Origin of the sequence: Dyella japonica A8 (genome assembly GCF_000725385.1) — a bacterium.
Classification (GTDB): domain Bacteria; phylum Pseudomonadota; class Gammaproteobacteria; order Xanthomonadales; family Rhodanobacteraceae; genus Dyella; species Dyella japonica_C.
Window position 1 is genome coordinate 1,537,371 of sequence record NZ_CP008884.1, and the last position, 17,142, is coordinate 1,554,512.

Below are 17,142 nucleotides of genomic sequence, written 5' to 3' on the forward strand. Positions count from 1 at the left end.
CTCGTGGGAACATAGCCAGCGAACAAAACGATTTCACTTCCTGCTCCCCACTCCAAGTCCTACCCTTATCCACACACCACCACCCACGGCCACCCATGTCCGAACCCTCCCGCGAAGCACGTGCCGACGCCCTGCTCGATTCCGTGCAGGAGGAGCGCACGCGCCGCCTGAAGATCTTCCTCGGCGCCGCGCCGGGCGTGGGCAAGACCTACGCCATGCTCTCGGCCGCGCGCGAGTTGAAGCGGCAGGGTGTGGACGTGGTGATCGGGCTGGTGGAGACGCATGGCCGACAGGAAACCGCGGCACTGCTGGACGGGCTGGAGCAGCTCCCCCGTCGCAAGGTGAACTACAAGGGGCGGGACTTCACGGAGTTCGATCTCGATGCCGCCCTCGCACGCCGGCCGGACATCATCCTGGTCGATGAGCTCGCACACACCAACCTGCCGGGCGGTCGCCACGAACGGCGCTGGCAGGACATCGCCGAGCTGCTGGAAGCGGGCATCGAGGTCTACACCGCGCTCAATGTGCAGCATCTGGAGAGCCTCAACGATCAGGTGCGGCGCATCACCAACGTCACCGTGCGCGAAACCGTGCCGGATGCGTTCCTCGACCGCGCGCGTGACATCGTGCTGGTGGATCTACCGCCGCGCGAGCTAATCCAGCGGCTGAAGCAGGGCAAGGTGTATGTGCCCGAGACGGCCGCCGCGGCGCTGGATGCGTTCTTCTCGCCCACCAATCTCGTCGCCCTGCGCGAGCTGGCGGTGGATACCGTGGCCGGCCACGTGGACAGCGACCTGCGCGAGCACATGCTGGCGCGCGGTGGCGCGATGCCGGTGCGGCGGCGTGTGCTGGCCGCCATCGACGGGCATTCGCAGAGCGAATACCTCGTGCGCATCGCGCGCCGTATCGCCGAGCGCCGCGGTGCGCCATGGAGCGTGGCGTTCGTCGATACCGGCGTTACCCTCGACAAAGGGCGACGCGAACGGCTGGACGCCGCCATGCGGCTTGCGCGCCGCCTGGGTGGCGACACCGTGGTGCTGCGCGGTCATGCCATTGCCGATGAACTGATCGCGCACGCGGATCGCGAGGGCATCGGCCAGATCATCCTTGGGCGTACGCGTGAACGTCCGTTGGCGCGCATGCTTGGCCGCTCACTGACACAGTTGCTGCTGCGGCGTGGGGCGCACCTGGAGCTCACCATCATCGCCACGCCCGCCGAGCGGGCGAAGTCGCGCCTGCGCCTTCGCATGCCGGGTGGGCCGGGGCGGCGCGGCGAGTACATCTACGCCACGCTCGCCACGCTGGTGGCGTTCGGCCTGTCGTTCATCGCCGACCGCTACCTGTCCGTGGCGAATCTTTCGCTGATCTTCCTCACCGCCGTGCTGGTGGTGGCGGTGCGTACGCGCATGGCGGTGGCGGTCTACACGGCAACGCTGTGTTTCCTGGGCTACAACTTCTTCTTCGCTCCGCCGCGCTACACCCTGATGATCGCCAACTTCGACGACGTGCTGGCGGTTTGCCTGTTCCTCGTCGCGGCATTGGTGGCGAGCCGGTTGGCGACCAAGCTCGCCAGCCAGGTGGAATCCCTTCGCATGGCGCATGCGCAGGCGCGTGCGCTGCTCGCGCTGGGGCAGCGGCTTTCCACCAGTACAGACGCCGAGGGCATCCGCCGCGTGGGCGCCGCCGCGCTAGCGGACGTCCTGCGGTGCGACGTGGCGATGCTGGCGCGCGATGCCAGCCAGGTGTTGCGCGCGGTGGCAGCGTCGCCGCGTGACTTCGACCTGACCACGCAGGATCTCGGCGCCGCCGCGTGGTGTGAGCAGCACGCGGAACAGGCCGGCCGTTACACCGATACGCTCAACGCCGCGCCATGCTGGGTATTGCCGCTGGGCAGCGACAACAACCATCTGGGCGTGGCGGCGCTGCGCTTTCCACCGGGGCAGGGCGAGCCCTCCACCGACGAGCGCAGCCTTGCGCTGACCATGGTGCAGGACATCGGCCAGGCCCTGCAGCGCGCGCGGCTCGCGGAGGAACTGGAAGGCGCCCGCGTGCAGGGCGAAACCGAGCGCCTGCGCAATGCCTTGTTGTCGTCGGTGTCGCACGACCTGCGTTCCCCGCTGGCCTCGATGATCGGTTCCGCCGGCACCTTGTCCAGCTACGGCGACCAGCTGCCGCCGGAAGAACGGCGGGAACTGCTGGAAGCCATCCTCGGCGAAGGCCAGCGGCTGGATCGCTACATCCAGAACCTGCTGGACATGACCAAGCTCGGCCACGGCACGCTGAAACTCAACCGCGACTGGACCGACGTCGCCGAGATCGTCGCGGCCGCCACCACGCGACTGCGCAAGCTGTTCCCCGATCTGCGGGTGGATACCGTGCTGCCCCCGCAGACCCTGCTGCTGTACGTCCATCCCGCGCTGATCGAGCAGGCCCTGTTCAACATCCTGGAGAACGCCGCGCGCTTCTCGCCGCCCGGCGAACCGGTGCGCGTGGTGGTGCGGCCCAAGGGCGAGCAGGTGCAGATGGACGTGGTCGATCGCGGTCCGGGCATTCCCGAAGATGAGCGCGCCCGCATTTTCGACATGTTCTATTCCGTGTCGCGCGGCGACCGCGCGCCGCAGGGCACCGGCCTGGGCCTTGCCATCTGCCGCGGCATGATCGGCGCGCATGGCGGCAGCGTGGAGGCCTTGCCGGGGGACGGCGTTGGCACCACCATTCGCATTACCTTGCCGTTGCCGGCGCAGCCCGTTAACCACGCATGACGTCAGCCGCACGTGTCCTGGTCATCGACGACGAGGCGCAGATCCGCAAATTCCTCGACATTGGCCTGCGCGCCGAAGGCTACGAGGTGCTGCTGGCCGCGAACGCGACCGAAGGGCTGGCGTTGGCGGCCACGCGCTCGCCCGATCTGGTGATCCTCGACATCGGCCTCCCCGACAAGGAGGGGCACGAGGTGCTGGCCGAGCTGCGCCAGTGGAGCCACGTCCCCGTGGTGATGCTGTCCGTGCGCGATGCGGAAAGCGAAAAGGTGAAGGCGCTCGACGCCGGCGCCAACGACTACGTCACCAAGCCGTTCGGCATCCAGGAACTGATGGCACGCCTGCGCGCCCTGTTGCGCAACCGGCAGGGCGAGCCGGAGGCCACGCAGCGCTACGACGACGGCCGCCTGGCCATCGACCTTTCCCGCCGCGAGGTGTCGCTCGACGGTGCGCCGCTGTCGCTCACCCGCAAGGAATACGCCGTGCTGGCCCTGCTGCTGCGCCATGCCGGCCGCGTGGTGACCCAGCAACAGCTGCTGCGGGAGATCTGGGGCGCCACCCACACCCACGACAGCCACTACCTGCGCATCGTGGTGGGCAAGCTGCGCCAGAAACTGGGCGACGACCCGGCGACACCCCGCTGGCTCAAGACCGAGCCGGGCGTGGGCTACCGCTTCCTCGGCCCCGGCTGAGCCAACGGGCCGGTGTCGCAGCCGGTGAGAGCCGGTAGTGGTCTGATTCAAGGGCTTTTTTCGCCCGTCCCGGACGCCGGGGCGGGGCGAAGGCTGGCCAGATTCACAGTTCTCCGGCACCGGTCAACGCCTGTCTCCACGGGCGGGGCGCGGTTATGATGGCCGCCGGACCAACATCCCGGCGCTGACTGCCCAAGAACGCAGCGCCGGCTCACAGAGGACATCAAAACCCATGGCACGCGGCATCAACAAAGTCATCATCGTCGGCAACCTCGGCGCGGACCCGGAAACCCGCTACACCGGCAACGGTACGGCGATCACCAGCATCCGTATCGCCACGTCCGAAAACTGGACCGACAAGCAGAGCGGCGAGAAGCAAGAGCGCACCGAGTGGCATCGCGTGAAGCTGTTCGGCCGCCTCGCTGAAATCGCCGGCGAATACCTGAAGAAGGGTCGCCAGGTCTACATCGAAGGCTCGCTGCGCACCGACAAGTACACCGACAAGGACGGCGTCGAGCGCTTCAGCACCGACATCATCGCGGCCGAAATGCAGATGCTCGGCGGTGGCTCGGAAGGCGGTGCGGGCGGCGGTGGCGGCGGCAACTTCCAGCGCTCCTCCCAGGGCGGCGGCGGTGGCCAGCGCCAGGGCGGCTACGGCGGTGGCCAGCAGTCCCGCGGTGGCGACAACTACGGCGGCGGCTCGCGCGGCGGCGACAACTACGGCAACCAGCAGCGCCAGTCCGCGCCGCCGGTGCAGAACAACAGCTTCGACGACGACGATATCCCGTTCTGATTTTCATCGGCGGCGACATCGTTGCGTGATATCAAAGAGCCCATGGTCGCCATGGGCTTTTTGTTTGCGAGGCGTACTCGTTGGGTCGGGTGTCGGGTGTGCCGCAGGGTGATGCGTTGCGGCATCCCTTCATCAGCCGCCATGAATGACCGAAGAGATTCGCGCTGCACCTTTTTCCTTCACGGGCTTAACGGCGACGCCGCGGGTCAAGCGTATCTCCCGGAAGGTATGACGCGAGCGGACGGGTACCGATCGACAGTTGGATGTACCGAGCGAACAAGGCGTAAAGGGCTCGCTTGGCTGCTCCCGCTTGATGACACGGGGCTGCGTGAAATGGATGCCTGAACGATCCCATCCAGCATTTTTTCCATCGCACTCTCACGACCGGCAGGATAAGAACATGCCAACCCTTACTTTCGGTGAATCCTCTTGTTCCGCTGCGGCCAGCGGCCTCGTGGAAGTGCGTGGCGCGCGCGAGCACAACCTCAAGGATGTCGACGTCTCCATACCGCGCAATGCGCTGGTGGTGTTTTCCGGGGTCTCCGGCTCCGGCAAGTCCTCGCTCGCCTTCGGCACCATTTATGCCGAGGCGCAGCGACGCTATTTCGAGTCGGTGGCTCCGTATGCTCGCCGCCTGATCGATCAGGCGGGGGTGCCGGATGTCGATGCCATCGATGGCCTGCCACCGGCGGTAGCGCTCCAGCAGCAACGCGGCGCCAGCAATGCGCGCTCTTCCGTCGGAAGCGTGACCACCTTGTCCAGCCTCATACGGATGATGTACTCGCGCGCCGGCGCCTATCCGGCGCATCAGCCGATGCTGTACGCCGAGGATTTTTCGCCGAACACCCCGCAGGGCGCATGTCCGACCTGCCATGGCCTGGGCCATGTGTACGAGGTGACCGAGGCCACCATGGTGCCCGATCCCTCGCTGACCATTCGCGAGCGGGCGATCGCCTCGTGGCCGCCGGCCTGGCAAGGGCAGAACCTGCGCGACATCCTGGTCAGCCTGGGCTACGACGTCGACCGTCCATGGAAGGATCTGCCCAAGAAGGATCGCGACTGGATCCTGTTTACGGAAGAAACCCCGACCGTGCCCGTCTATGCCGGCTTGACGCCTGCCGAGACGCGCGCTGCCCTCCGGCGCAAGATGGAGCCGAGCTACATGGGCACCTTCACGGGGGCGCGGCGCTACGTGTTGCACACGTTTGCGAGTACGCAAAGTGCTTTGATGCGCAGGCGCGTTTCCCGCTTCATGGAAGGCAAGCTGTGCCCCGCCTGCCACGGCAAGCGGCTCAAGCCGGAGGCGCTGTCGGTGACCTTCGCTGGCGTGGACATTGGCGAGTTCATGCAAATGCCAGTGGACCAGCTGGCGGCGTTGCTCGAACCCATCGCCCAAGGCGACTTCCGCGCCCATGCGGCGGGCGCTGGCACTGACAAGGAAGCCACCCGGCGCGACCGAGCGGAACGCAAGGCTTCCGGCCGCGCCGTTCATGCGGTGGCGCCCGATGTGCGACGCACCTCCGCGCTATCGGAAGAAAAGCGCCTCGCCGCGCAACGCCTTGCCGGTGGCGTGGTGGGGCGTCTGCGTCAACTGCGCGGGCTGGGCCTGGGCTACCTGACGCTGGACCGGGCCACGCCCACCCTTTCGGCCGGCGAGTTGCAGCGACTGCGGCTGGCCACGCAATTGAGTTCCCTGTTGTTCGGCGTCGTGTACGTGCTTGATGAACCCTCGGCGGGCTTGCATCCCTCCGACAGCCAGGCGCTTTACGACGCGCTCGACAGGCTGCGCGATGCAGGCAATTCGGTGTTCGTGGTGGAGCACGACCTGGACCTGATGCGCCGCGCGCAATGGCTGGTGGACGTGGGGCCGGAGGCCGGTGAGCGCGGTGGCCGCGTGCTCTACAGCGGTGAGCCAGCCGGCCTTCGCACGATTGCCGAATCGCGTACCGCCCGCTATCTGTTCGATGAGATCCCCTCGCCCAGCAGCCGTGAGCGCAAACCCGCCGGCTGGTTGGAGCTGCAAGGCATCCAGCGCCACAACCTGCACGGTGTGGATGCGCGTATTCCGCTCAGCGTGTTGACGGCGGTGACCGGCATATCCGGCTCGGGCAAATCCAGTCTCGTCGCGCAGGCGTTGCCAGAGCTGGTGTTGCTGCACCTGGGCCACGAGCCCGAAGACGATGCGGCCGAAAGCGGCAACAGCGAAGGGCCGGCGGTGATCGAGGTCACCGGTGGCCATCTGGCCGGTGACGTGGATGCCATACAGCGACTGGTGCAGGTGGACCAGAAGCCGATCGGGCGTACGCCACGCTCCAACCTGGCGACCTATACCGGCCTGTTCGACCACGTGCGCAAGCTGTTCGCCGCCACGCCAGATGCGCGCCGCCGTCGCTACGATGCCGGGCGGTTCTCGTTCAATGTGGCCAAGGGGCGCTGCGAAACCTGCGAGGGCGAGGGATTCGTCAGCGTGGAATTGCTGTTCATGCCCAGTGTCTACGCACCATGCCCGACGTGCCATGGTGCCCGCTACAACGAGGCGACGCTGAAGGTGCTCTGGAACGGGCGCAACATCGCCGAAGTGCTGCGGATGACAGTGGACGAAGCGCACGAGTTCTTCGCGGATGAGGACGCCGTGGCGCGGCCACTGCAATTGCTGAAAGAGATCGGGCTGGGCTACCTGCGCCTGGGACAACCTGCCACCGAACTGTCCGGCGGCGAGGCGCAGCGCATCAAGCTGGCCACCGAATTGCAGCGCAGCCAGCGTGGTCGCAGCCTGTATGTCCTCGACGAGCCGACCACGGGGCTGCACGCGGCAGATGCCGATCGCCTGATGGTCCAGTTGCAGCGCCTGGTCGATGCCGGCAATACCGTGGTGATGGTTGAGCACGATATGCGCGCAGTGGCCCAGGCGGATTGGGTGATCGACGTGGGGCCAGGCGCGGGCGATGCCGGCGGCCTTATCGTGGCCACTGGCACGCCTCAACAGGTGGCGCGGGCACGCGGTAGCCGAACGGCCCCGTTTCTTGCACAGCAGCTCAAGTGACATGAGTGACTGGGCCACCTGAGGCGGCGTCGTCAGCAAAGCTGATATCGCTATGGCGTGGGTCGTGCCGGATGACGCGCCTGAGCGCCTGATGGGGCCACGGTTGCAGCCGGGAACGGATGAACGAGCGTGCTAGAGTCCTTCCCAGGGCCGGGGTCTTGTGGGGAAACCATGGCAGCGCACGACGACATCACGCCCAGTGCGGTGCATGAGGGCATGAACCGCAACGAGCTTTTCCTTGAATACCTGCCGACCATCGCACTCCAGGAGCATGGCCGCTGCGTGGGTTGCGAGGCACTGGTGCGCTGGCGGCGCGGCTCGCACGTGCTGTATCCCGGTGATTTCGTGCCGGTCGTGGAAGACACCCCCGTATCGGGCCTGCTGACCTATTGGGTCATCGACACCGTTGCCAGCGAGTTGGGCGACTGGCTGCGCAGGCACCGCAGCGCGCATGTCGGCATCAACATTCCCCCGGAAGTACTCGGGCGGGGAGGGCTGGAATACGCCTCGCGCCGGGCGGCGCTGTTCGAGGTGAGGCGGCAGATCATCCTGGAGATCACCGAGCGGGGCATTCCCGACCGGCTCGGTCTGGCCGAGTTGCGTGACCTGGCTCGCGGGCACCAGCTCATTGCCATGGACGACGTGGATCTGGACGAGAGCAACTTCATCGTGCTGTCCCGGCAACCGGTTCCGGTGATCAAGCTCGACAAGGCATTCGTGGCCAGCCTGACAGGCACAGGCGGTGCGCGGCTGGAACAGGTCGCCGCGTTGATCCGCATGCCAGGGCATTACGTGGTGGCCGAAGGTGTGGAAACCGTCGCGCAGGAACGTTTGCTGCGCGACATCGGTGTGCAGTACGCGCAAGGCTGGCTGTATTCGAAGTCCGTGCCGGCGGAAGAGCTCAAGGCGTTCTATGCCGCCCGATCATGAAACATGTTTTTGCGGAGTCACGTAACCCCAGGCGCATCGTGGAGCGGGCCGCGACAGCGCGACTCCTCGATGCACGAAACAACGCACGCCCCTGACATCGGAGATGGGCTTGTTCCATCGACCACACCTTGGCATCACCCATGCCGACCAGATCGCGCAGCAGACCTTCGGGATCCGCCCGCTGTGCTAGGAGCGGACCCAGGCAATGAAAGGAGTGGCAGCCATGAAAGAATCCACCGCCGGTTTTGCCGTCATCTATCGGTGGCGACTGCATCCAGGGAAGGAGGCTCAGTTCATCGAAGCCTGGACGCGTATCTCCGAGCTTTATCTGCATCGACACGGGTCACTGGGTTCACGACTGCATCGCGGTCCGGAGGGCATCTGGTATAGCTACGCTCAGTGGCCGGACAGGGCCGCCCGGGAAGCGGCCTTCTCGGCAGGTACGCTCGACAGGGAGACCGGGGAGCTCATGCGTAGCGCCATTGCCGAGACCCTGCCGGAAATCGTTCTTGAGCCAGTGGTTGATCTGATGGTGCCGACCCGTCAAACGAAGACCGAAAGCTAGCGGTTTGAGTCAGCGGCAGACGTCTGGTTTCGGCCCGAAGCGGACGTTGTTAGCGCCAAGAGTGCCGTAGGTGATATCAGCTCTTCTTGAGGGAGAGTAATGGATATCAAACGTGGGAAGGCCCTTCCAAGATCGGCAAGGCATATTCATCCACTTCAGAATGCAGGAGAGTTGATCGATGAGTACTTCTGCCTTGGTACTGACGCTATTCATCGCTTGGGCACTCTTCTTGCTCGTGCTCATGGAAGGCATTCGCTCTTATCTGGTTCTCTCCGGTCGTGCCAAGTCCAATGAATTCAAGCCCGACAACTCAAACCTATCCCCATTTTTGCAGCGACTGGCGCGGGCACATGCCAACTGTATCGAGAGCCTTCCTGTTTTTGGTGGCCTTCTTCTTGTCGCTATGCTGACCAGCCGTACCGGGCTTACCGATACGTTAGCCCCATGGCTCTTGTTTGCCCGCATTGCCCAGTCAATCACGCATCTCGTCTCCTTAAGTATCTTCGCGGTCAATGCGCGCTTTTTCTTCTTTGCAGTTCAGCTAACGATCGCGGTCTACTGGACGTTGGCATTACTCGCACGATAGTTCATGCGTTTGGATGATTGGGGTGTCTGCCTCCGACTCAAAGCGGACATAAATCAGGAGATATCGAGGGCCGCATGTCCGTTGATACTTTCAGGTTTCCCCGGCGACGCTCGCTGCTCCTTTTCTGCTTGGCGACAGTCTTCCTGCTTGGCGCAGTTATAGGTCAGGCGTCGCTCACCGGATTCGTTGCTTCATCGGCCTTTGCGCTTGTCGTTGCCGCGATTGGTGCATCCGAATGGATGTACTCGGTGCGGGTAACCGACGCGGAGATAGATGCTGGCTCGTTTATGCGCAGGCAATATGCGCTTTCGAGCATCAAGGCTATCAGCGTCCGGCGAACGAAAGGTGGGAGAACTGGCGCAGTTGAGCTTCAGGGAGGGAGGACACTCTGGCTGGATGGTGGCATTGCGAGGTTTGATGAACTCCTCCAGGCCATCAGTTCGCGGACATCACTCCCCATTACCAAGCCGATTTGGGATCCTTGATTGTCAGGTCCGCTGCCGACCCAAAGCGGACGCGCTGTTCGCTGGTCGGGTATGGTGAAACGGGGATCAAAAGGGGGAGCGCATGCAAGTAAGACAGTTGGTAACGGTAGGCCTAAGGCTATTCGCCCTTTGGTTGGGCGTCGCTGCATTTCAGGCTTTTGGGCTCGTCGCTGTATTCAGAAGGCAAGCGATAGCTTGGGGTGATTCCCAATGGCTTGGGGTGTTGGCTGTCGGGGTGTTCATCGGCGCCGCGGCCATCGTCTGGGCAATAAGCGGCCCTCTTTCAAGATGGCTCACTTCCGGAATGCAGCAAGCAGAAAGTCCAAGGCTCAACGCAACTGATCTAGTGGCCACTGGGTGCGTCCTGATGGGCCTGTGGTGGTTGAAAGAGGCAATCATTCCTCTTCTTGGCCTATGGCTCAGGGCTGTCGCATTGTCTGCGGATGCCGGGAAAACAGCTTTTGACTGGCTTGGAGTTGGAGGGAGGATAGCCGCACTACTGGATGTCCTGCAGATCGGTCTCGGCATTTACTTCGTGACACGGCCCTACAAGATCGCGGCTCGCCTGATTCACGCGGCGACATCGTCGGCGGAAGTTATCAACGAAGCGTAGTTCGGTGGTCGATGTCCGCTTCCGACCCGTAGCGGGCATCAGGAGCGAGAGTGGCAGGCCTGGCTATCGGGGCGTTGCCAGCTGGCTTGCGAGATGGGATTTCACAGATGGCCATTCGTCGCTCACGATGCTGTAGAAGGCCGTATTTCGTGGCTTGCCATTGGGCTCAATCTTGTCACGTCGCAGAATTCCCTCGAATGTTGCCCCGACCTTTTCGAGCGCACGCCGTGATCTGGCGTTGTCGGCCTTGGCTCGAAACTGGACGCGACCGACGCCGAGCGTGTCGAAGCAAAACGTGAGCAGTAGCTGCTTGCATTCCATATTGATGCCGGTACCCCAGAACTCGCTTGCGATCCAAGTGACGCCGATCTCGACCTTTTTGTCGTCGGGATGAATGTCGAGGATCCGCGTGGTACCTATGATCCGGCCGCTGCCGCGAAGGCACACCAGGAACGGATACGCCTTGCCTAGCGCCCGGTCTTGCAACGCGGTTTTGAAGCTCTGATAGAAGATGGCAGGGTCCGAGTAGTCCACGGAAGTCAGGCGCCATATGTCTCGGTCGCGACCGACATCGAAGAGTGCATCCAGGTGTTCTTCTTCCACAGGGCGAAGTTCAACCTGGCAGCCTTTGAGGATCAGTGGGTGTTGAAGCCAAGGAGTGAGCACGGTGCGCCTGTTGTGCAGATAGCCCAGAGAATGGGGACGTATTGCACACGCAAAGGCTGACGTACCCGTGTCGCGATGGAGGCCGTTCGAGGGCAAGCCGGTCGGGGTGGAAATGGGCTAGCCCGAAACTCGTTTCCAAGGTCCGCTTTCGACCCAAAGCGGTCGCAAGAGGAAAGTCTGAGGGGCTGAGGCCCTATCTGGTGTTGGGCTTTGCTGCGTCGTGGCCACTGTCGCCCTGTTGATTTGCGCTGTCGCCGTCATCGTCGCAGGTGCCACCCGGAGCTCCCTGGCCGGCCACGTAATGGGAGGATTCCCTTGATTCCGCATGCTGCTGGCCAGCTCGTGCCGGGCCCTGGCCTTTGGCTGCCCGGTCTTTCGCTTTCGCGTCGGAATCGCCTTTCACTTTGTGACTGGTCATCGTTGCTCTCCCGATTGCATGGGCCTGGCGCCAATCGCACTGGCATTATGTGCCGGCAATACGAAGCGCGCCGATAAGGTTCGGTGAAGGAGTGGGAACCCAGCTCAACATCGTGGTAACACGCTGGCTGCAGCCTCCTGCTTGGCTGGAAGGTGGAAAGCGCTCAGGTTGAGGCCGGCAGTCTTCCGAAGCCAGAAACGTCGAGTTCCAGCGTCCGCTTCCGACCCAGCGCGGGGGTTGCCGCGAAGATCCGCATTCGGCGTGGCGAGCGGTTCTACCTATCCATGCGTGGTAACCATGGGCGATGACCGCCGCGGGCGTCGATCAAAATTCCCCGCCAATACGCTGAAGGTCAGCGCTCCCACGTCGCTCGGCATGCGCTACCTCCTGCCCATGCGGCTGGCCTTCCTGTCCCGTTATCCCGACCTGTGTATGGTCAAGGGCGACGGTGATTGCGGGGCGCCTGGCTAGAATGGTGTTTCAGACAGGCTGAGCGGAGCGTTCGGATGCCCAGGGGATCTTCTCGACCGGTGGCGTGGCCGGGCCGTGTGCTGTCCCGGCCGTTCTTCGAGCGGCCGTCCACGACGGTGGCGCCGCAGTTGCTCAACAAGATCCTTGCCCGCGCGGATGGCCGGGCGGGCCGCATTGTGGAGGTGGAGGCCTATGTGGGCTCCATCGATCCGGCCGCGCATACGTATCGCGGCAAGACCCCGAGGAACGCCACCATGTTCGGCCCGGCCGGGCATATGTATGTCTACTTCACCTATGGCATGCACTGGTGCTGCAACTGCGTGTGCGCCACGGGCGAAGGCGTGCTGATTCGGGCGCTCGAACCGCTTCACGGCCTGGACCTGATGCATGAGGCGCGCCCATCGGGAACCCGTGAGCGGGATCTTTGCCGCGGGCCGGCGCGCCTGACGCAGGCCATGGGGATTGCCGGTGCGCAGAACGGCATTGACCTGGTCCGTGCACGCGACGGCTTCACCATCGTCGATGACGGCACCGCCCCGCCCGACGCGCTGCTGGGCGGGCCGCGCATCGGCATCCGGGTGGGCGTGGATTTTCCGTGGCGATGGAGCGTGCCGGACAATCGCTACGTGTCGGGCCGCATGGCGACCGCATCGCCCTGAGTGGGGTTTTCCCCGTGCGTTTCGTCGCTGGAGCGCGCGTTGCACCTGGCGATGTCACGCGCGAGGCGTCAGCGCCTTCCTCGCCTGTGCCACCGCATTGTGCGCGTGCAGGCTTTCCTGGTGCTCGACGCGGATGTGGAAGTCCGCGATGCCGTCGTCCGTCTCCAGCGCCTGCTGGATGCGTCGCGCGGCATCCTCGCAGAACATCAGGTTGCTGCCGTTGGCCAGCGCGAAGGCTTGCTCGTCCTCGCGCTTGACCATGGCCTGCACGGGCGTGCCCAGCGAGGCTTCGACGCGGTCGATCAGGGCAGGGGCATCCCAGGCCGAGCCATGGGCCAGCCGCGTCCACACATAGGCCATGCTGCGCTGCGCATGCGGTGTGGCGGCTATGCCCTGCTCGCTGTCCAGCCACGCCAGCGCGGCATCGCGGGGCACGGGATCGGGCGAGGGGAATCGCCGTGCGAAGTGCTCGGTGATGACTTGCCGCGCCAGGGCCGCCGACGCAGGGCAGGTGGACGAATAGGTGACCTCGATGGCCAGCGAAACATCCATGTCGCCGTGTTCCATCGTCGCTTCGATGGTCACCGGGTACACGCGCCACCCGTCTTGCCCGCTGCGCAGCGCCATGCGGCGCACCGGCTGCTCGAAACGCAGGCGCAGGCGCGCGCGGTCGGCAAGCCCGTGCTGGGACTGCAGGAACGCACGCAGCAGGCGTTCGAGCATCACCGTGCTGATCGGCTCGGCGCCGAGGTGTTCGTCGATCAGCCGGTACAGGCGCGACATGTGGATGCCGCGCCGGTCCGTGCGCACTAGATTGACGAAGGCATCGACGCTGGCGATCACCTGCAGCGTGGTTGAGCCACCGGCATCGATGCGCACGGGCGTGGCGATGCGTTCCATCCCGACCCATGCCAGCTGGCCGCCCAGCGCGGGATCGACAGCGACATCGGGCATGAGGAACAGGGGTTCGGCGATCTGCTTCACGTCGGCACCGGGGGCAGGGGTGGAGGGCAGGGCGTCAGCGATGCGAAGCGTCGCGGCCCTTGCGCAGCGCGTTCACCGCCGCCGCCGCATCGACCTGTGGCGTGCCGCCCACCACCTTGCTGTTGGTCAGGAGCAGGTCGCGGACGCTGCCGGCATCGAGGTTGGGCGATAGCGACAGCAGCAAGGCGACGATGCCGCTGACGTGAGCGGCGGCCATGGACGAGCCGGAGGTGAAGTCGTAGCCCCCGCCCGGCTGGGTCGTGAGGATGTCGTTGCCGGGCGCGTTCAGCACGCCAGGCGGTGCCGGCGTGCTGCCGCTCACGCGCACCACGATCACGCCGGGCGCGCTGTCGGGAAATCCGGCATGGCTTCCATCGGGTGGCATCGCCGCGACGATGATGCGTTGTTGTTCCAGCAGCTGCCCAAGCAGCTTGTTCAACAGGGGATCCGGCGGTCCGCCAAGGCTGAGGTTGACGATGCGCGCATCGGTATCAAGGATCGCCGCCATGGCCTTGGCGAGCGTGAACGAATTGCAGCGCGCGCCTTCCTGGCTGTTGGCGGGATACCAGCACGCCTTGTAGACGCTGATGATGGACCGTGGCGCGATGCCGACGATGCCCACGTGGTTGTCACCGATGGCGCCGATGATGCCGGCGACTTCCGTGCCATGCGGGTCGCGGTTGAAGGCCGGCCCGTTGCCATCGACTTCGTTGCTGGTGTCATGGATGCGCCCCTGAAGGTCGGGGTGCGAGGTGTCGACGCCGGTGTCGACAATGGCGATATGGACGTGGTCGCCCTGGCTGATGTTGTGTGCTTCGGCCGCGTCCGTTTCGACGAAACCCCGCTGCAGGTTGGCATAGGGGTCGTTGTACTTGTGCGCGTCGGACGACGGCGCCGAGTACACGGTGTAATCCTGCAGCGGTTGCGCCAGCGCGACGCGGTCATCCTTCGACAGGGCGGCAAGCAGCTCGTCGCGCGTCATGCCCGAGGGCGGTTCGAGCACGATGCAATACAGGCTCAGCGCCTTGATGGGCCAGCCCACTACCTCGTGCCAGCCGTAATGCTGGCGCATGGCCTGCAGCGCCGACATCGCGCGCTGTCCCGCGCCGTAATTCGCGTTGGGGACATAGCCGAGCATGGTGGAGCCGGCGTGCGTCGGCGGCGGGTCCTGTGGGTTGGTGACGGCGAGCACGATGTCCCGCGTGCTGTCCATGGTGGTGACGGCACCACCACCGGCGGCGGTATCCGACGGTGGATCGGGGCGCAACGGCGTGCACGCGCCCAGCAGGGTGATGGCCAACAGAAGCAGCAGCGTGGCGTACTTCATGGGTTCGCGGCGACCGGCTCGGCGAGGCGGATGCCACGCGCGGCGCGCAATTGCCGCAGAGCGTCCGGTGCGGACGAGGCATGCGCCGGCACCACGGTGTAGGCGCCGACATCGTTGGGGCCATTGACCACATCGAGCTGCAGCGAGTGCAGCAGGGCGTTCCACTCGGCGAGCTTCATGCCGGTGTCGGGAACCACGCGGATCGCCCCCGGCAGGGTCCGCTGCGCGGAATCGCTCAGCGTGCGGTAGGACGAATGGGCGCCATCGGACGACCACAGCTCCGCGCCAAGGATGCCCATGCCCACGGCCTGCACCAGCACGGCGGCCACCAGTGCACGGGTGACCCAGCTGCCGGTGCGCGCCGGGGCTGCCGGTGCGTCGGCCTCCTCGGCGTCGATGCGGCCCAGCAATCGCCGCAGTCCGGCCTCGGGGTCGAGCTGGATGCCGGTCGGCAGGGCCAGTGCCAGGCGCAGTTTGCTCTGCTGCGCGAACTCTTCGCGGCAGGCCTCACAACCGGCAAGGTGTTCGGTGAGCCAGGCGCTCTGCTCCGCCGGGGCGCTGTCCTGCAGCACCCACGGCATCGCTTCCCACGCCTTTGCACAATCCTTGTCGGTGTCTTTCGTCAACTTCATGGCACGCGGTTCTCTTTCTGCGTGAGCTGTTCGCCAGCAAGGGCTGGCAGTACGTTGCGCAACTTCACCCTGGCATGGAACAGCCGCGCCTTCACCGTGCCCACCGGGCATTGCATGATGGCGGCGACGTCATCCAGCGTGTGTCCCACGCCGTAGACCAGTTCTACCACCACGCGCTGGTCGGCCGAGAGGCGTTCCATGGCCTTGCCCAGCCAGTCGCGCAGTTCGCGGTCTTCGCTGGGGTCGAAGGCGGGTATGCGGTCTTCGGGCAGCCCTTCCTCGTCCACCGGCTCGTCGCCGCGCTGGCGCAGCGCCTTCAAGCCGCAGCGATACGCGATGCCGATGATCCAGGTCGAGACTCGCGAATCGCCGTTGAACGCGCCAGCCTTCTGCCAGACGATCCAGAAGCAGTCGTTGATGACTTCCTCGATCAGGTCGGCCCGGCGCGTCAATCGCGACAGGAACCGGGACAACCGGCCGTGGTAGGCGTGGTACAGCGTGGCCAGCGCCGCGCGGTCGCCTGTCGCCATGCGCTGGAGCAGCAGGCGGTCCGTCTCATCCGCATCAATATCGTCATTTTTCATGGCTGTGACGAAGGCAGGGTGTTACCCGGTTAGTGCCCGATCCGACCGAAATGGTTGTCCCGTCTCAGAATGACCACGACATCGTCGCCACCCAAGGCGAGGCGGCCAACCAGGCTTCGCGCATGCTCGCGTCGACGAACACGCGATCCACTTCCACACGCCACGGGCCCTGCGCCCAGATCAGGCCCAGGTGCCCGTACCCATAGGAGTTTACGCGGTCGCCGCGAGGATAGCGGTGGCTGCCGTACTCATCGTCGTAGGTGCCGTAGGTGGGCACCTGGGTCTGGGCATAGCCGGCGCCTGCCGAAAAGGAAACATGCCAGGGCAGCGGCCAGTGGAAATCCACGTCGGCCGCGCCGCGCAGCTGGTGGTTGCCGCCACCCGTGGGAATCATGGCCGCGATGCCCAGGGTAAGGACGTCGCGGTAGATCCAGTTGGCGCCGCCTTCGGCGCGGTTGAAGGCGCCATTGCCGCGCCCCGGGTAGTCGTAATAGGCGGCGGTGGCCGCGAACTGCCAGTCCGGCGTCATCCGCCAGGTGTGAGAAGCTTGCGCGAATGTTTCGGCGAGCGGTGTGGCGTTGCGTACTTCCGTACTGGCGGCGACGCCGAATGCCCAGCCGGAAGGCAGCGTCCAGGACACCGCGCCCTGCACAATGGCCGTGTCGGAAGTGACGGCCAGCCCGCGGTCGACGAGTTGCGAACTGAGGGCCACGATGCCGTTGATGTTTCCCGACTGCGCCAGCGCCGGCCATGGCAGGCAGGCGCATGCGGCCATGGCGACCAGCGCGTGATGAATCCGATGTCGACGCTGCGTGATGACGGTGACGACGGGCGAGGCGCTGCTGGGCGGCTGCATGGGCCACCCGGGGAGGCGCGCATCCGCACCACGCGGGCCGGCTAGCACCGCGGGTGGGTAGGCCCGGTTACTGCTGGCT

16 protein-coding genes are annotated in these 17,142 nt (G+C 65.2%); 10 read left to right on the forward strand and 6 right to left on the reverse strand.

Going from position 1 to position 17,142, the window contains the following annotated elements; translation table 11 throughout:
• Positions 1-95 precede the first annotated feature (95 nt).
• From HY57_RS06345 to HY57_RS21505, 9 genes are all read left to right on the forward strand, one after another.
• On the forward strand, positions 96-2,762 hold the full coding sequence (locus tag HY57_RS06345; protein ID WP_019464572.1) for a sensor histidine kinase: 2,667 nt from the start codon (positions 96-98) through the stop codon (positions 2,760-2,762).
• Positions 2,759-3,451, forward strand: a complete 693-nt coding sequence (locus tag HY57_RS06350; RefSeq protein WP_019464573.1) for a response regulator — start codon at positions 2,759-2,761, stop codon at positions 3,449-3,451. Before HY57_RS06345 ends, HY57_RS06350 begins: the two co-directional genes overlap by 4 nt.
• A 232-nt stretch (positions 3,452-3,683) precedes the next feature.
• Positions 3,684-4,244: a single-stranded DNA-binding protein gene (ssb, locus tag HY57_RS06355; RefSeq protein WP_019464574.1), complete on the forward strand. Its 561-nt coding sequence runs from the start codon at positions 3,684-3,686 to the stop codon at positions 4,242-4,244.
• Between the two features lie 400 nt (positions 4,245-4,644).
• Positions 4,645-7,287 carry an excinuclease ABC subunit UvrA gene (locus HY57_RS06360; protein WP_026033802.1) on the forward strand — a complete coding sequence of 881 codons (2,643 nt, stop codon included), beginning with the start codon at positions 4,645-4,647 and terminating at the stop codon, positions 7,285-7,287.
• A 171-nt stretch (positions 7,288-7,458) separates the two neighbouring features.
• A complete protein-coding gene (locus HY57_RS06365; protein ID WP_019464576.1) occupies positions 7,459-8,217 on the forward strand; it encodes an EAL domain-containing protein in 759 nt (252 codons plus the stop codon).
• A 223-nt stretch (positions 8,218-8,440) separates the two neighbouring features.
• Entirely contained in the window at positions 8,441-8,782 is a 342-nt protein-coding gene (locus tag HY57_RS06370; RefSeq protein ID WP_019464577.1) for an antibiotic biosynthesis monooxygenase family protein, read from the forward strand.
• A gap of 178 nt (positions 8,783-8,960) precedes the next feature.
• Entirely contained in the window at positions 8,961-9,368 is a 408-nt protein-coding gene (locus HY57_RS06375) for an MAPEG family protein (protein WP_019464578.1), read from the forward strand.
• Between the two features lie 74 nt (positions 9,369-9,442).
• A complete protein-coding gene (locus tag HY57_RS06380) occupies positions 9,443-9,853 on the forward strand; it encodes a hypothetical protein (protein WP_019464579.1) in 411 nt (136 codons plus the stop codon).
• Between the two features lie 367 nt (positions 9,854-10,220).
• Entirely contained in the window at positions 10,221-10,466 is a 246-nt protein-coding gene (locus tag HY57_RS21505) for a hypothetical protein (protein WP_144240781.1), read from the forward strand.
• A gap of 63 nt (positions 10,467-10,529) precedes the next feature.
• On the opposite strand, the gene HY57_RS06390 is transcribed toward HY57_RS21505, so the two are convergent.
• Positions 10,530-11,132, reverse strand: coding sequence for a GNAT family N-acetyltransferase (locus HY57_RS06390; RefSeq protein ID WP_268746183.1), 603 nt, complete (start codon positions 11,130-11,132; stop codon positions 10,530-10,532).
• A 924-nt stretch (positions 11,133-12,056) separates the two neighbouring features.
• Between HY57_RS06390 and HY57_RS06395 the strand changes: the two genes are divergently transcribed.
• A complete protein-coding gene (locus tag HY57_RS06395) occupies positions 12,057-12,680 on the forward strand; it encodes a DNA-3-methyladenine glycosylase (protein ID WP_026033803.1) in 624 nt (207 codons plus the stop codon).
• Between the two features lie 54 nt (positions 12,681-12,734).
• On the opposite strand, the gene folE2 is transcribed toward HY57_RS06395, so the two are convergent.
• The 5 genes from folE2 to HY57_RS06420 form a co-directional block, all read right to left on the reverse strand.
• Positions 12,735-13,634, reverse strand: a complete 900-nt coding sequence (gene folE2, locus HY57_RS06400) for a GTP cyclohydrolase FolE2 (RefSeq protein WP_038580590.1) — start codon at positions 13,632-13,634, stop codon at positions 12,735-12,737.
• Positions 13,635-13,698: 64 nt separating this feature from the next.
• Positions 13,699-14,991: a S8 family serine peptidase gene (locus tag HY57_RS06405; protein ID WP_019464585.1), complete on the reverse strand. Its 1,293-nt coding sequence runs from the start codon at positions 14,989-14,991 to the stop codon at positions 13,699-13,701.
• Entirely contained in the window at positions 14,988-15,623 is a 636-nt protein-coding gene (locus HY57_RS06410; RefSeq protein ID WP_019464586.1) for an anti-sigma factor family protein, read from the reverse strand. Before HY57_RS06410 ends, HY57_RS06405 begins: the two co-directional genes overlap by 4 nt.
• Positions 15,620-16,207: a sigma-70 family RNA polymerase sigma factor gene (locus HY57_RS06415; RefSeq protein WP_019464587.1), complete on the reverse strand. Its 588-nt coding sequence runs from the start codon at positions 16,205-16,207 to the stop codon at positions 15,620-15,622. Before HY57_RS06415 ends, HY57_RS06410 begins: the two co-directional genes overlap by 4 nt.
• A gap of 64 nt (positions 16,208-16,271) precedes the next feature.
• On the reverse strand, positions 16,272-17,063 hold the full coding sequence (locus tag HY57_RS06420; RefSeq protein WP_019464588.1) for a hypothetical protein: 792 nt from the start codon (positions 17,061-17,063) through the stop codon (positions 16,272-16,274).
• Positions 17,064-17,142 lie beyond the last annotated feature (79 nt).